9 protein-coding genes are annotated in these 12971 nt (G+C 60.5%); 5 read left to right on the forward strand and 4 right to left on the reverse strand.

Annotated elements, in window-relative coordinates; translation table 11 throughout:
• Positions 1-78: 78 nt before the first annotated feature.
• The 4 genes from FJ972_RS25265 (at position 79) to FJ972_RS25280 (ending at position 6123) form a co-directional block, all read left to right on the forward strand.
• Complete coding sequence (locus FJ972_RS25265) at positions 79-858, forward strand: PP2C family protein-serine/threonine phosphatase (RefSeq protein WP_140515093.1); 780 nt, start codon at positions 79-81, stop codon at positions 856-858.
• Positions 858-3284 (forward strand): serine/threonine-protein kinase, encoded by a 2427-nt coding sequence (locus FJ972_RS25270; protein WP_140515092.1) that lies wholly within the window; start codon positions 858-860, stop codon positions 3282-3284. Before FJ972_RS25265 ends, FJ972_RS25270 begins: the two co-directional genes overlap by 1 nt.
• Before the next feature lie 104 nt (positions 3285-3388).
• Positions 3389-3796, forward strand: coding sequence for a DUF1036 domain-containing protein (locus FJ972_RS25275; protein ID WP_181165311.1), 408 nt, complete (start codon positions 3389-3391; stop codon positions 3794-3796).
• A complete protein-coding gene (locus FJ972_RS25280; RefSeq protein ID WP_140524828.1) occupies positions 3793-6123 on the forward strand; it encodes a M23 family metallopeptidase in 2331 nt (776 codons plus the stop codon). Before FJ972_RS25275 ends, FJ972_RS25280 begins: the two co-directional genes overlap by 4 nt.
• Positions 6124-6191: 68 nt before the next feature.
• On the opposite strand, the gene FJ972_RS25285 is transcribed toward FJ972_RS25280, so the two are convergent.
• Complete coding sequence (locus FJ972_RS25285) at positions 6192-6725, reverse strand: OmpA family protein (RefSeq protein WP_140498307.1); 534 nt, start codon at positions 6723-6725, stop codon at positions 6192-6194.
• 259 nt (positions 6726-6984) lie between these two features.
• Between FJ972_RS25285 and FJ972_RS25290 the strand changes: the two genes are divergently transcribed.
• On the forward strand, positions 6985-7494 hold the full coding sequence (locus FJ972_RS25290; protein WP_226880417.1) for a DUF6931 family protein: 510 nt from the start codon (positions 6985-6987) through the stop codon (positions 7492-7494).
• Positions 7495-7550: 56 nt separating this feature from the next.
• On the opposite strand, the gene FJ972_RS25295 is transcribed toward FJ972_RS25290, so the two are convergent.
• From FJ972_RS25295 to FJ972_RS25305, 3 genes are all read right to left on the reverse strand, one after another.
• Positions 7551-8795 carry a caspase family protein gene (locus tag FJ972_RS25295; protein ID WP_140524760.1) on the reverse strand — a complete coding sequence of 415 codons (1245 nt, stop codon included), beginning with the start codon at positions 8793-8795 and terminating at the stop codon, positions 7551-7553.
• A gap of 19 nt (positions 8796-8814) precedes the next feature.
• Positions 8815-9921 carry an OmpA family protein gene (locus tag FJ972_RS25300; RefSeq protein ID WP_140515088.1) on the reverse strand — a complete coding sequence of 369 codons (1107 nt, stop codon included), beginning with the start codon at positions 9919-9921 and terminating at the stop codon, positions 8815-8817.
• Between the two features lie 246 nt (positions 9922-10167).
• Complete coding sequence (locus FJ972_RS25305) at positions 10168-12843, reverse strand: autotransporter (RefSeq protein WP_140524761.1); 2676 nt, start codon at positions 12841-12843, stop codon at positions 10168-10170.
• Between the last annotated feature and the right edge of the window lie 128 nt (positions 12844-12971).

Raw genomic sequence — 12971 nt, forward strand, 5'->3', positions numbered from 1 at the left:
TTGAGCCTGTGGCAAAGTGGCACGAACGCGCCCGAAGGTGCGCCGCGGAGGACGCTGGGTGAAGCGTTTGGTGGCAAATTGAACAATGTCGCCCTTCCCATTGAAAGCTTCGGCGTGAGCCACAGAGGCTGTGTGCGGGAGCTCAATGAAGACAACTACCTGGTCGAGCCCCAGGCTGGCCTGTGGTTGGTCGCCGACGGGATGGGTGGTCACGACGCCGGAGAAGTCGCTTCAGCCAGTATCGTCAATCATCTGGCAACGATCGGGATTGCCAGCTCCGCACCGGATCTTCGGGCGCGCTTCGAAGACAGGCTGAGCAGGGCTAATGCCGAGATCCGCCGCATCTCCCAGTCTCGCGGGATAACAATCGGCTCAACTTTTGCCGCCCTGCTTGCCATAGACGGGCGGTTCGCCTGCCTCTGGGCTGGTGACAGCCGCGTGTATCTGATCCGCGAGGCCTCGATCTCGCAAATATCGAAGGACCATACCGAGGTTCAGGAACTCATCGATAAAGGCATGCTCACCGAAGCCGAAGCGCTCACCTGGCCGCGCCGCAATGTCATTACGCAGGCAGTCGGCGTCAGCGACGAGATTGTCATCGATTTCCAGCAAGGTGAAATCCTGCCGGGGGACATCTTTGTGCTGAGCACCGATGGCCTGACGGCGCATGTCACCGATGCTGAGATCAAGGCTGCGACAGTGTCCGCGACACCTCAGTCGGCGTGTGAAAACCTGCTGGAAACGGTTCTGGCGCGTGGCGGAACAGACAATGTGACCATCGTGCTTGTCAGGGTCGCGGGCGGATACGACAGCCAGTCGCCCCATCCAGCTGCGTACAAAGCGCGGGGGCGGGGCTGATGAGCGCCGACGACAAGACGCGGATATCGCCAGGCGCGGCCAACACTGCCGTGGGCACGCAACTGAGCGGTATCTACGAACTTGACGAGCGGATCGCATTCGGGGGCATGGGCGAAGTCTACCGGGGCCACAACATCCAGACCGGCGACCACGTCGCGATCAAGATCGTTTTGCCGGAATTCGCGCGCGACCAAACGATCTTGTCCCTGTTTCGCAAAGAGGCAACTATCCTGAACCACCTGTCGCATGACGCGGTCGTGCGTTATCACGTCTTCACGATCGATCCGGGGATCGGTCGTCCCTACCTCGCCATGGAATTCGTCGATGGAGCGTCGTTGTTCGACATCATGCGACGTGGGGCGATGCCGACGGGAGAGGTACGAAAGCTGTGCCATCGCCTCGCCTCCGGTCTAAGCGCCGTGCACCAGGCCGGAGCAATACACCGCGACCTCTCGCCGGATAACATTATTCTGCCGGGGGACCGGGTTGACCGTGCGAAGATCATCGATTTCGGCATCGCACGCTCGGCGACGGTGGGCGGAGAGACCCTGATAGGCGGAAGGTTCGCGGGAAAGTACAACTATGTTTCGCCCGAACAACTCGGGCTCTACAGCGGCGACGTCAGAGAGCAGTCCGACATCTACAGCCTTGGGCTGGTATTGGTCGCCGCCTTGCGCGGCAAGCCGATCGATATGAGCGGCTCGCAGTTCGAAGTCATCGAAAAGCGCCGAACCGTGCCTAATCTCTCCGATATCGATGACGATTTTCGCGGCATTGTCGAAGCCATGCTTCAACCGGATCCGCGAGACCGGCCCGTCAGCATGGCCGAAATCGCCAGGATGACGCGTGATGAAAACGAGGAGACAATCCCGCCGACTTCCCTCACACCCCGCGTTAGGCCGGGTTTGCCGCCGATAGGGCAAGCCGCGGCTCCAGCCAGCAAGAATGAGGTCGAGCGGCACGACGAGGCAGCCGCGACGGGTTCAGGTGGGCCGCGCTTCGTCCAGCATGTGCGGCCCGCGCATTTGTCTGGACCGCCGCGTCCGGGCCCCGTCGGCGCTGCACGTACCGCCACAGCCGAGGCGCCTGGCAAATCCACAAGGACCCGAACGATCGCGCTCTGTGCCTTGGCGGCGCTAGCCGTGGCCTCTGGAGGCGGCCTTTATCTGGGCGGCGTCATGACGCCTGCGACGCCGCCTGTCGGCAAGACGTCGCTTTCCGCGGCAGAGCCAGCAAAGCCCGCGCCCCAAACGTCACAGCCCGCCGCTACGCAGAATGCGGCGAACGCGCCCGAGCCGCCACATGTTGTTCCGCCGGCGCAGCCGAAAACGCAGGCCGGCACACCGCCGGCCGAGGGCAAGCCAGATGCTGTGGCAGCTCAAAGACTGCCGTCGGCCAAGCCTGTCGACATACCTCTACGAACCGAGGCGCCGCCGAAGCCAATCCCGACGAACGCGCCGCCGCCAGGAAGAGCATCGCCGGCAATCCAGCCTGACATGACGGCCAGCGATAGGCAAAAGCCGACTTCCCCCGATACGACCGCTCCAACCCCGCCAGAAGCCGAAACGATCCCAACTCCGCTGCCGGCTGAGACAGAGGTTGTCGAGATCAAAAAGCCCGAACCACAGGCCAGCCCGCCGGCCGCCCCAATCCCGGAACTGAAATCGAATGCAGGTCCAGCGGTGGATGCCAACGGCAACAGCCAGATTTCTGCATTGCCGACAGGCAAGCAGCCGAACCAACGCGTTGTAGCGTTGAACGTGCCCAAACCAGCGATCCCCCCGGCGGTCGACGATATCGCTCAACGCGTCGCCTGGGTTCGCGCCTTCGGCGGCGGCGACTGTTTCTATGCCGCCGTCACATCTGCTACCGACAAGGCCGCCGCAATCGAAGGATTTGGCACGGCCGTCCAGCCATTCGAACGCATGCTCGGCGATTTCCAGGCAAAATTCCATGTCGAGCCAGACATCAGCGTCCGCCTCATTGAGCCAAGCCAATGCGAGGTAACCAATTTTCTGCGCTTTCTGGGACAGACCGCGGCCGACCAGCCGCAGCTTGTTCTCGACCGAACATCTGTGCCGAACGGTACGCCGATTAGCGGTACATTGGTAACGCGCAGAGGGCTCATCTCCAGCGTTCTGCTGATCGACCACAAAGGCATGGTGTTCAATCTCGACGACCGCATCGTCACGGGGTCGGACAAGGCGACCTTCAGGATCCCGATTGGTCTCGGCACGGCCGATAAGGCTGCTGGAAAGTCCGTGCCGCAGATAATACTGGTGATCACGGGCCCTCGCGACATTCAGTCGGCTGCCTTCTCCGATCCCACGCCAGCTTCGGCGCTGTTGCCCAAAATCATCGAGGAAGTCGAGACCGACGGATCTCGGTTCTCAGCCACTGCCAAGTATTTCCGGCTCGGCGGATAGCGTGGGCCTAGCATGGAACGCCGCCGCTGGTGTTTGACCGCTTGGTCTGCCCTGCCCGAAAAGCAGCAGGTCCGGTTCCAGCCCTATCTGCCCCGAGGGCGCGCATGAAACTCGCGATCATTTTGGGCGCTCCCCTCGCCCTGCTGTTGTCCAGCCAAGCGCGAGCCGAGTTCACGGTCTGCAATCAGACACTCGATGTCGTCAATCTCGCCGTCGGCCAGAAGGTCGACAATGCGGACCAGACCGATGGATGGTGGACCATCGGCGCAAACCAATGCGTGAACGTTATCCGGGAGGAACTGACCAACCGCTACGTCTACATCTATGCAACTGACGTGTTTGGTCATGCCATCCTCGCCGGATTGACCGAAATGTGCATCGAACGGCGACGTTTCTCGATCCGCGGCAGTGACGAATGCTGGCAGCGCGGCCACATCACCGCCCGGTTTCTGGAAGTCGACACCCTCGAACAGGTGCGGTGGACCTTCTTCCTGACCGCAAGCAATCCGTGACACACCATATCGACACGAGCTTCAGACAGAAGAAGCAGGCGCGCGCCGCCCTTCGCAGGCGCACGCTATGGCGTAGGTTGATGGTGGGTTTGACCTCGGCTGTGCTGCTTTGCGTGGCCGCCGGTTTTTACCTGACCGCGGACTATTGGTCATTCGGCGACGAAGACGAGGAGTTGCATGCGGTCGAGGGGGGGGACGATGTGCCGGCCGACGCATCCGTCTACGTGCCAGCGCTGATCGATCTGGCGGGGGACCCGATGTGGATCACCCTTGCGCCAGATGCCGGCGCCGCAACCAAAGGCCGAGTGGTCCCGCGTCCGGCAGAACTCGATCAGGCCGACGTTTCTCCCCAGCTCGAAGTCCTGTCAGACGTCATGCTGAGCGCCAGCGAAAAATTCATGACGACGATACCGTCGACGCAGGAGGATTTCGCATTCTTCCAAGCGCAACGAAAAACCGCTGCCGCGCCATCGGGCGATCTGGAGAACGATCTTCAGCCCTCGCCTCCCGCCAGGGAACTTGAAGCGGCTTCCGGTCAGAAAGCCGACAGCGACGATCCCGAAGCCGGATGGGGTGAGACGATCGATGCAGGCGATGCAGCCCTGCCGGCATTCCAGAAGACCGAGATCGAGAACAACACGAGCGTCGTAGCCGTCACCAATGAGTACCAGCGATTCGCGGCGACCGAAGACACGTTCGTAAAGGTTCTCAATGATCGCAGTCTGGACAGCGTAGCGTTGGATGCGCACTTCTCCGCGCAGGATGCCAAGCTGGCAGGCGAGGCCCTGAGCGCGCTTTTCCACCGGGACGGCCTGGCAGCGGGTTACGTCGTTGCGATGCGAGGGTTCAGGCCGACGCGCGACACGAGCGCAATGTCCCTGATGCAGGTTTCGATCTACGCCAAGAACCTGTTCGTCGGCACGCTGACGCGCAACGGCGCGGGCGCCTTCGTGTCGGGTGTTGATCCCTGGGTTCGCGAAGATCTGTTCAACTATTCGGGCGCACAGGAAGAAGGTACGCATAAACGACAGTATCGTCTGCTCGACGCCATCTATTCGACGGCAGCCCGCAACAATGTTCCAACCGGCGTGATCGGCGAGGCGATCATGTATCTTTCGAGAGGACAGGATCTGGACGCCTTTGCAAGCGAGGACCAGCGTCTGGTGATGATCTATTCACAGACGCCCAGGGGCAAGGACGAGGGCGCGGGACGGGTTCTGTATGTGGGCGTGCAGGGGAGCGAGAAAAGCCTCGACTGTTTTGTCTTCCAGCAAAGCGACGGCCAGTTTGCGTGTGTTACAGGTGACGATCAGGTACGCTCGCTGACAGTCACCAACGGCATGGTCACGCCGGTGAATGGCGTCATGACCTCTACCTTCGGACCACGAAAGCACCCCATTCTGGGGACCGTGCGCATCCACAAGGGCGTCGATTGGGCGGCACCCGTCGGCACGCCGATCGCAGCCGCCTTCGATGGCGAGATCACCTTCCAGGGCGATGGGGGAAGCTACGGCAATCTGGTCAAGATTTTGCACAAAAACGGCCGCGAGACGCGTTATGCGCACATGCAGAAATTTGCAATCGAAGCCGGCGTCGGCACCAAGGTCAAGGCAGGCGACGTCATCGGCTATATCGGCACCACCGGATTATCGACCGGCCCTCACCTGCATTTCGAGCTTTACCAAAACGGCGAGGCGATCGACCCCTTGGGCACGGTTACCGCGGTCGCATCGAACGATTCCGCGGTCGAAACGCTCACCGAGCGCATCGTTCACGTCGAAAGTGGCGGTAGTGCTCGCGCCAAGAATCCTAATTCTTCCGCGACGGGCGCCGGCCAGTTCATAACCAAGACCTGGATCAGGATGATGAATACCTACCGCCCGGAGCTTGCACGCACGCTGTCGACCGAGGACCTACTCGCCCTGCGCTACGACGCCACGATCTCGCGAGAGATGGTGCGCAACCTGGCGCGCGAAGGCGAGGCCTACCTGCGCCAGCGCGGCCACCAAATCACGGCCGGCCGGCTCTATCTCTGTCATTTCCTTGGAATGGAAGGCGCGCATCAGGTTCTGTCGGCATCAGGTTCGGCGCAGCTGAGCGCTGTCCTGGGGTCGGCCGTCATCCAGGCCAACCCGTTCCTCACCGGCAAGACAGCCAGCTACGTGGTGGACTGGGCCGAAAGAAAAATGGGCCAGAAGCTGACTCATCTGGCAACCGACGCCGGGTCACAGACAACGACCACCGAAATCCGTCAGACGTCGCCGGAGTTCGAAAAATACAAACAGGCCATCACTGCTCTCATGGGCTCGATCCCAAATACGCTCTGAGCGTCAGGTCTGGCATGAGTTTCTTGCGCAGAAGGGTTCCCCCTCGGTTTGCCGCGCAGTTTCGACGGTTATTGCGTTTTTATCCGCATTTCCACGCGGCGGTTGGCAGGATCGTACGGGTTGGCGTTGCGAGGGTTCTTCTCGCCCATGCCGACGGCGTTGATGCGCGCGGCCTCGACACCGCTGGCCGTCAGGAAAGCTGCCACCGATTTCGCTCTTCGTTGTGACAGACCTTCGTTGTAGCGCAGCGTGCCCGTCGCATCGGTGTAGCCTTCGACGACGAAGTTGAACGTGCTCAGCCGGTTGTCTTTCAAAGCCTTGGCAAACTCTTCGAGCTCAGCGCGCGCGGTTGCGTCGAGTTGGGCCGAATCCAGCCCGAAATTGATCAGCATGTCGAGGTTGGATCTGCCTTCCTGCTGCCCATTGGTGTTGCTCTTGTTGCACTCCTCTTCGGAACCGACACAAATTCCTCGAGATTTGCCAAGATCGGCTGCGCCGGCAAAAAACTTCACGATGTCTTCTGATTTCCGAGCCGGATCGGCGGAAGCATGGTTCGAGAAAAACACGACCGCCAAGACAAAGGCTGAACGACTCCACTGCATAGCGCTCCTCCTGTTTGAGTATCCGATTTTGATCGATCGCGAACATATCAAATTCCAGCGCAATTGTCTGTGGCCAAACGTTGGAGGTGCGATCATCGCGACTGTTTTGGCCGTGGCACGGCTTGAGACTTGACCCGCGCCGTGCCTGAGGCTTGAGTGGCCAAAGTTCCTCGATGAAAGCGCGGCGTTCATGGCCCATGGGCTCCGATTCAAAACGGCACGGGATCTTTTCGCAGCTTGTCCCGCTATCACCAGGGACATGCGCACTCCTCCGACCGAACAGCACTCGATCGCGTTTTGCCGCGACCTCCTCGCCGGGCGCATTCCTGAGGAAGCGATTACATTTTGCGCCTACCTGCTTCCCGAGCGGGCCGCGGTCTGGTGGGCCCACGAATGCCTAAGCCATCTGAGCGACCTCTTCGATGAGACCGATCACCGGTTGCTCGGTCTTGTCCGCGACTGGGTGAGCGAACCCGACAGCCCCCGCCATCGAACAGACGTCAGAGCCGCCGCGGCAAAATCGCCAACAACCCCGGTCGGCTGGATTATCCTAGCTGCGGGATCGCGTGAAGATCGGTCAGCCGTGGCCGCGATGCCGGCACTGGATTTGCAGCCTTCTCCTGCTGCCTATGCAATCAATGCCGGAATTCTGGCCGGTCTGGCACGCGTGGCGCTCGTGGACCGCTTCTCGGTGCTGTCGGCGTTCGTCGAAATCGGTATCCAGATGGCCGAGATCGAGGCCCTCCACCAGTCAACGGATGCATCTTAGGGGCACTCGCCCACAGGACCGGCTCCCACAGAACTGGAGGACGCCCTCCGTCCCGCCTACTTGCAACCGCCTTGAGCCCATTTGGCGAGCGCCACCTTGAAGCGTGTCCCAAGCGGATGCTGCAAGCGCAGAACGGAGACATCGTTGGCGGCGAAATTCTTCGCCTGATCACACAGTCGGGTCTCGTTCCACTCATGGCAGCCGTCGCAGTGCTTGCCCTGCCATACCGAATTGTCGAGGCCCTCCACCGGACTGAAGCGTGGCTCGCCTTTTATGAGCTCCGCAATACTCTTCCCATCGATTTCGGGGTCACCGAAATCGATGGGAACGTCGAAAAAGATCGGGTCGTCAGAGGCGAGTTTTGGGATTTTCTGACGGAGCACATTGAGTGCGAGTTGGGCGTCATTGGCGGAGCTCGACGGATTAGCAGTGGCATTGCGCGTATCCGAGTCGCCTTGCGGTCCGGGAACGCCCGCCTCACCGACGATCAGCGGTGCGTTGAGATCAACCTTGTGCAGGACGACCTCGGTGGTCAGCGAGACGTTGCTCCAGGGGCGCTGCTTGCTAGCGGTTGCCTTGAACACATCGGCGGTAACACGGTTCATAGCCTCAGTGATGGACACATTTGTCTCGCCAATGTGCGCAAGCAACGCCGAGGTGAACGGCGAATGTTTGCCGGATCCGTCGTAGGCGACCTGATTTGGACTGGTGGCGAACGCGACAAGCGTACCGGCACCGCCATTCTCGATCGAGATTTCCGCAAGGCCGCTTTTTGCTCCCCTGACGCCGGCGGTCTTTGCCAGCACCTCGGCTAGAGGATTGTCGCGACAGGCGTCGAGGAAAATAAGCCTTATGCTGGTCTCGCGAGACATCTGTCGCAGAACGAAATCGACAGGCACCGCCTCGAAGTCGAGCGAAGTCTCGTCCTCCAGGGCGGCATCGATCGGAAGAAGATAGTTGCTGCCTGAAACCTGCAAGCCATGGCCCGCATAGAAGAAAAGCGCGATGTCCGCCCCGCGCACCTGCTTTGCGAACTGCGCTATTGTCGTCTGGGTCTGCAACTTGGTCAGATCGAAGCCGGAAACGACTTCAAAACCAAGATTTTTCAGGCTTTCGGCGATGGCTTTGGCGTCGCGCACCGGATTGGCGAGTGCCGGGGCGTGCAGATATTGGGAGTTGCCAAGTACCAGCGCTGTACGGCGCTCGGCATCGGCTGCCGTCAAAGTGAAAAGCAGCGCAACTGCCGCGAGCCCGATTGCGCGCAGAAGGCTACTGCGACGGGCGATCAGATCGAAACCCACCGGGACAACAGATCCTTCCTCAGTTGACGAGCTTGGTGGCGGAAAACTCGATCCGCCGATTGAGCGCCTTGTTCTTCGGCGTGTCGTTGCCGGCGACTGGGCGTTCCTCGCCGTAGCCGGTCGCCGTAATCTGCGTGCGCGGAATGCCCGCTCCAACAATGGCGTCGGCCACTGCCTGGGCCCTGCGCTCCGATAAGCGCTTGTTCTCTGCAACCGGTCCATCGGCATCGGTGTGTCCGGAAACTTCGACCTTTAGGCCTGGGCATTTGCTGACGACACCGACGACCTCAGCGAGGAGCGGGCGGCTTTGGGCATCGAGCCGCGCGCTCGCGGGGCGAAAATAGATCGCCCCGGTACGGGACAGCACCGCAAACCTGTTGAGGCATTCCTCATCGTTGAAGTTGGTCTTCGTCGCATCGGTGGCGACGGGCCCGACCTCGGTGCTTGCCGCAACGGTCTGGGCGGGGGGCGGCTTGCTTCCGTCGGCCGTGAACACGAAATCGAACGACACCGATGCGGTAGGAACAATGTTGGTCACACTGGCCGCCTGTTGGAGTTTGTCGACATTGGGCAATAGACCGAAGTCTTCCACATGCACCGCGACAGGGGCCTCCGAGGCGACCGACACCATGGTGTCGCTGACCATGGTCACCACGACATTGGCCTCAAGATCCTTGTCGACCCCATGCAGGTTGAGACGGAATGGAAGAACCGCCTTCATACGTCGCTTGGTGGCGAGGTCGGCAAATGCCGCCGGATCCACTTTCGCTGTCAGTTCGGCGGTTGGAAACTTGTAGGTCTCAAAGAAGAGGAACCGCATCCGGACATTGCGCAGGTCGACCCCGGTATCGACTGAGTTGAGGTCAAAGGAGACCTTGGCGTCGCCGGTCGAAGTGAGGCTGCCGGAAATATTCCTGATCTTGTTGGTTTCGACGATCGTGTTCTTCTTGACCGACTGATAGGTGAGGACCGAAGCGGTCGGATCGAGCGTCCAGTTTGTCTGCGCGTTCGCCGTTCCCAGTCCGGGCAAAAACAACACGAACAACGAAACGATCAAGCCAAGCGTCTTCGCGGCGACTCTGCTTCTTGACCGTGCTTTGCGCCAGACTCCGAGAACTTCGAACATGGCTCCCCCTGCCTACGACAACAGAACCCCGTATCGACATCACGACCATGCGGTGTCTCCAGAGAGCATAGAGCACTTGCTGCCAATTGGCGAGCATCCCGGTTGGTGTGTTTGGCCAGCCCGCGATCCCGGCATCACGATACCGCACCTTGCCTGAGTGCGGGGGATTCGAAGGTCCTGCTATTCCCATCCCAAAGACGTCAGGAACTCAGCGCGGGCGCGGATGATCCGCGGATCGAGGAACCGCTAGAAAGCTATCTTAAGTCCGAGCTTGGCGCCAATAGTGGAGCTATCCGAGGAGGCCTTACCACGGACTTCGCCGTTGACGGTCGTCAACTCCGAAACTTTCAGGTTGAACCCCGTCGATAGCGCCACGGAAAAATCCGCATCGTCGAAGGCGATCGTCCTGGTACCGATCTCGGTCGTGTTCTTGTAACCGAAACGCTGCTGCAATTCGCCACGCGCATAGGGGCTGAACACCATACCGTTGCTCAGCGTGTAATCGCCATAAATGCCAGGCTCGAACTTGATGGCGCCAAATGAAAGCCGGCTCTTGCCGAACTGATTGCCACCGCTGTCAGTGTAGGGATCGCCGCGGAATGAAACACCAAGCAGGCCGCCACGCAGATCGAAACGGGTGCGTTCGCCCAGCGCGAAGATGTGGCCGACAGATCCCGTGACCGCGTAGCCCTCGGTGTCATAGCTGCCGGTGGTGTCAAGCACCCCGTTCATCACGTCGCTTCGGCCGAAGAAACCGGAGGCCGAGACCAGCGCGTAATTGTAGTCCTTGCGCAACAGTGCGTAGCCGCCGAACAGTCCGGCCTTGTTGTTACCTTCCCCTATGGCATCAAATCCCTGGAAGGCTCCGAGATTGACGTCAGTCGAGGCGTAGCCGGCGAATACACCGATGTTCAGGCCATACTCATTGTCGAACTGGAAATGCTTGGCGGCATTGAAGTCCAGGCTGATGGCGGCCGAAAAATCATTGGCATCGAAGCTCGGGCCCGGGCCATTCAGGCCGCCGCCACTGATGTTATAGCCGTCATGCTCGGTATGAGCGAACTGGCCGGAAGCAAAGACCCCGAAGCTCGAAGAAACCGGTACCATTCCAGATCCGGATGCAGGCGAAAGGTGGAGGTCAGCATCGATCGCGTCGCGGTTTATGCCGTAGAGAGCGTCGAGTGCCACCTCGACCGCGCCCGCGTTGGTCGCGCTGGTCGGCGCCGCCGCAATGCCGAAACTGGCCGGCGTGGCACGCAGGAATAAGCCGCCATTCGGGCCGTTCACGATCTCATAGCTGAAAAGCGAACCCGGCGTGCCGGAAATACTTCCGAGACGGAAGGTGCCGGCAACCGGTCCGCTGGCCGAGACGATGATCGGGATATTGGTCACTTGGGCGAATTGGGGGGTGCCCAGCAGATTGACAATAATGGTGCTGGTGCCGGCAGCCGAAAACGCATTGGCAACGAGTTGATCCGACCGTAGCGTCTGTTGGTTGATGTCGAGGCTGATGGTGGCGCTGTTGAGGGCGAGGCCGCCGAGCATCAACACGTCGTCGGCGACACCGTCCATCATGTTGATCAGGGAATTTGTCGCGATGATCGAACCCGGCATAGTGACGTTGCCGTTGATGAACAGCGTTGAACCGTTACCGAGGTTGAGTTGGTTTATGCCCTGCGTGCCACCGCTGAAGCGAAGGGTCGAATGGTCGGCCGAAAAATTGTCGAAGCCGGCAAAGTTCTGGCTCTTGCCGCCGGCGGCAAGGTCGGTGTCGACGACTGTGCCGTTGGCGCCTGTACCGCTGAATAGCACCCCGTCGCTAAGGATGAGCGGCTCGACGGCGCCGATATGATCGATGGTTAGCGTGTTGGGTCCAAGGCCGGTAATGTCACCCTCGATCGTGCCACCCGACAAATGGACATGTTCGGCGTCGATGCCGCCCTTTATGTCGCCGCCGACGACCGAGACGCTGTCGAAGCCTAGGCCGCCGGTGATGTTGCCACCTGTCGTGGCGCCTATGGTTCCGCCGTTTATGTTGACGGTGTCGTCGCCGTCATTGCCGAATATGCTGCCGCCAATGGTGGCGTTGCCAGCGACCATTATCGTGTCGTTTCCGGCCGCTCCGTCGAGGTCGAGGTCGACCGCGGCACTGCCGCTGACGCTGACCCGGTCATTGCCAGCCCCGGCATCCAGGGCATCAACTGTGCCCCCCGCAATGATGATGGTGTCATTGCCATCGCCCCCGGAGAGAACGCCGACGGTCGGCGCGCTGAAAAAAATTCCCTCCTCGGTAGTGAGGATGCCGATCGATAACAGGTCGTCACCTCTGCCGCCGGTCACATTGCCAACCTGTGTACCGTCGCCGAATATCACGGCGCTGTCGGCACCATCTCCAAGGTCAATGTCCTGAATACTGCCGGCCTGAATGACGACCAGGTCATCCCCGGCCCCGGTATTGAGATTGGCCGCGACGGTTGGGGCGTACGGAACCCCCAAGAAATCCCCATAGAACATCTCAAACCGGTCGTTGCCGCCGAGGAGTTCGATTGTACCGTCCGCCGGCTGTAAGGAGGTCGACCCTCCCGCAGGCAGGCCGCCTACACCGGGTGTTGTCGCCGCTTTATCGGTCAGGAGGCCGCCAAAAATTCTCACGACGTCGTCGCCATTGCCGTCGTAGTCGTTGACGATGACTTCCGACGAGTTCTCGAACCCGCTAAATCGGGTGGTGAATACGCCATCGACGTCCTGAAAATCCCCGGTCGTCGTGCAGTTCACGGTAACCGATGTCGCCTGGAAGGGAGTGCCGCCGCCGTTTGCAGTAGCGGAGCAGGCCGCCGCGCCAGAGACTTGGAACGTGGACGCCGCCGCTAAGGCGAGCAACGAGACTCCCGTCAATTGATAGGCCTCGCGCGACACTCTCATTCGACCCCACCTTACGAGAAATCGATACCGTCACAAATCAAGGCAATTAAATAGATCAACGATCCATCTCATGGGATCGTTGACTGCTTAACCGGCACTGTACGCGTCGCGTTGCTGGGCGGCAATGG

The sequence above is a fragment of the Mesorhizobium sp. B2-1-1 genome (assembly GCF_006442975.2).
Lineage (GTDB): Bacteria > Pseudomonadota > Alphaproteobacteria > Rhizobiales > Rhizobiaceae > Mesorhizobium.

Excerpts from the sequence above, each read along its gene's own strand:
- FJ972_RS25300 (WP_140515088.1), bottom strand. The coding sequence starts at position 9,921 with ATGTTCGAAGTTCTCGGAGTCTGGCGCAAAGCACGGTCAAGAAGCAGA.
- FJ972_RS25285 (WP_140498307.1), bottom strand. The coding sequence starts at position 6,725 with ATGCAGTGGAGTCGTTCAGCCTTTGTCTTGGCGGTCGTGTTTTTCTCG.
- FJ972_RS25305 (WP_140524761.1), bottom strand. The coding sequence starts at position 12,843 with ATGAGAGTGTCGCGCGAGGCCTATCAATTGACGGGAGTCTCGTTGCTC.
- FJ972_RS25275 (WP_181165311.1), top strand. The coding sequence starts at position 3,389 with ATGAAACTCGCGATCATTTTGGGCGCTCCCCTCGCCCTGCTGTTGTCC.
- FJ972_RS25270 (WP_140515092.1), top strand. The coding sequence starts at position 858 with ATGAGCGCCGACGACAAGACGCGGATATCGCCAGGCGCGGCCAACACT.
- FJ972_RS25290 (WP_226880417.1), top strand. The coding sequence starts at position 6,985 with ATGCGCACTCCTCCGACCGAACAGCACTCGATCGCGTTTTGCCGCGAC.